Origin of the sequence: Pontibacillus litoralis JSM 072002, assembly GCF_000775615.1 — a bacterium.
GTDB lineage: Bacteria > Bacillota > Bacilli > Bacillales > BH030062 > Pontibacillus > Pontibacillus litoralis.
In genome coordinates, this window is the sequence record NZ_AVPG01000051.1 from 1 (window position 1) to 2,094 (window position 2,094).

The window sequence follows — 2,094 nt, forward strand, 5'->3', positions numbered from 1 at the left end:
CGGTTATTTACACAAAATATTTTATACTCTCGGTAATTCTAGCAAAGGGAGGAATGTTTTTAATGTTTAAAAAGAAGTTTAGCAGTATTTTTATAGTTGCTGCCGCCTTTATCATGACCCTAAGCACATCTTTTTCATCTCTGCAAAGTGTGAGCGCAGCTGAGGATTTGGAAAACCAAATAGAAAGTATTTTAGCAGACTATGATGAAACAACAGAGGAAGTAAGCGAGGATGTAAAAGAACACTATATGAATTTAGCTCAAAGTACAATTGACAATAAAGAAGCTTCTATACATGCACCAGCCGGCGTTAATTTAGACTATGAAAACGCTAATGTAAGAGAGGTTAATAATAATTTTTATATGGTAAAACTAAATTATTCAGATAACTCAACTCTACACGAATTTAGTGGTGTATCCCTATTTTTTGATGCAGATGGAAATCTAGTACAATACTTCGAATTACAAATGGAACAAATTGATCAAAATTCTGGTACTGTTACTGCTTGGTCTGACGGTGTTAAAAACTTAGATGAAGTTGTTCAGACTGATGAAAATGTAAATGATGGTGAGATTGGCACTTATTCATGGAGTGGCTTTGTTGATTGTTTGAATAATGCAGGTGTATCAGCTTGGGCTGTAACAGCATTGTCAGTTGCTTGCGGTGCAATATGCGCTGGAACAGCAGGCGCTGGGTGTGCACCTTGCCTATATGCCGCTTCTTCAATAACTGGTGGTACTCTTGGATGGTGTATAGGATCCAATTTATAAAATTAAAAGGTGTCCAAAGGACACCTTTTAATTTTTTTTCTCAAATATAATTAATGAAATACTTAATGTTATAACAGTTAAGGATGTCACTATTGCAAAAATTAATTGAGTGTCTACTTGTTTTGCAAGCCAAGTTTTCAAACCGAATGCAATAATCAAATAACCTATTACAAAAAAGAATGTAGAATAAATAGACTTATTTCTTATAACCTTAGATCTTTCGTCATTTCCTATTCTGGGATTAACATATCCCAAGGTAAAACTCAGAATACTAAGCGCAAAAGTTACGAAAAACCAATTAATAACCGCTCCATCTGTATAAAGGGTTATAGCTAAGAAAAATAGAGATACAACTAAAAAGAAAACTGCAATAATATTAAATTGCTTACTTTTCATTACTACCATTCCTTTCCTCTTCATTTGGAATAAAAATGTCTTCGATTTTAACATCAAATGCCCATGAAATTTTAAATGCGAGTAATAAAGACGGTTTATACTTTCCACCTTCTATGGAAATCACTGTTTGTCTTGATACACCTAATATCCCAGCAAGTTTTTCTTGAGACCAACTAAACCTTCTTCTAAACTCCTTAACTTTGTTTTCCATATACTTTACCCCTCTCTAATACCATTATGAAGTAAAGTCTCCTTAACTGTAAAGTCCGTTTTACATTTTGTTCGCTTTTTTTTGGCGTTTGTCAACGGTAATCGCAGGGAGGGCTGTTTTCCCGACCGAGAATTAAGGAGTTGACAAACTCGCCACACCCGAACCCTCATCACGAAGGCGTTTCATTAGATCTTTTATTGTTGGGATGCGTTCCACATATCTCACCACAAAGGAAATGATCATAGCTGCATCGTTCAATCCTTCTGGTGCACCTAGTCGTGATTTCTTCGGTACTTTGTGATATATCTTATCCAAATTTATCGCCGAAATAATTGCCTCATATTTTTGGGTAGGTTCCATGTCATATAATTCTTGGATGCTAAATAAACTTTGTTGTCGTATAATGGTCACAGGGAGCCCTCCTTCTGTCTTTTTTTGGTTAATGTGTCCATTACCATTATACAAGATTTGGGGAGGTGCTTCCTTTTTTATGTTTTTAAACCCTTGTCACGCCAGGGCTTATAATTATTGTTATTCCCATATTTACTAATTAACGGAAATATTTTGTTAGTTAATATTATCTCTAATTAAAATTCTTTACGTTTGACAATCAAATAAGAAACAAAATAAGAAATTATTAAAAGAAAAATAGATAACAAGAAAAAAACAATTGAGAATATCATATCGTAAGCGTCAAATAGCCCACACCTATCATTC

3 protein-coding genes and 1 pseudogene are annotated in these 2,094 nt (G+C 34.1%); 1 reads left to right on the forward strand and 3 read right to left on the reverse strand.

Translation table 11 applies throughout. The features are described 5' to 3' along the window. Window positions 1–770, forward strand: a 770-nt coding sequence (locus N784_RS15590; protein ID WP_036836487.1) for a hypothetical protein, incomplete at its 5' end; no start/stop codon positions are given. A 27-nt stretch (window positions 771–797) separates the two neighbouring features. Here the strand turns inward: N784_RS15590 and N784_RS15595 are convergent. The 3 genes and pseudogenes from N784_RS15595 to N784_RS15605 form a co-directional block, all read right to left on the reverse strand. Further along, a complete protein-coding gene (locus tag N784_RS15595; RefSeq protein ID WP_036836488.1) occupies window positions 798–1,175 on the reverse strand; it encodes a hypothetical protein in 378 nt (125 codons plus the stop codon). Further along, window positions 1,156–1,377, reverse strand: coding sequence for a helix-turn-helix transcriptional regulator (locus N784_RS15600; protein WP_036836490.1), 222 nt, complete (start codon window positions 1,375–1,377; stop codon window positions 1,156–1,158). The genes N784_RS15595 and N784_RS15600 overlap by 20 nt, the downstream gene beginning before the upstream one ends. 165 nt (window positions 1,378–1,542) lie before the next feature. After that, window positions 1,543–1,788, reverse strand: a pseudogene (locus N784_RS15605) (IS5/IS1182 family transposase); the annotation flags it as partial. Window positions 1,789–2,094 lie beyond the last annotated feature (306 nt).

Coding starts and splice junctions, on each gene's coding strand:
- N784_RS15595 (WP_036836488.1), bottom strand. CDS start 1,175: ATGGTAGTAATGAAAAGTAAGCAATTTAATATTATTGCAGTTTTCTTT.
- N784_RS15600 (WP_036836490.1), bottom strand. CDS start 1,377: ATGGAAAACAAAGTTAAGGAGTTTAGAAGAAGGTTTAGTTGGTCTCAA.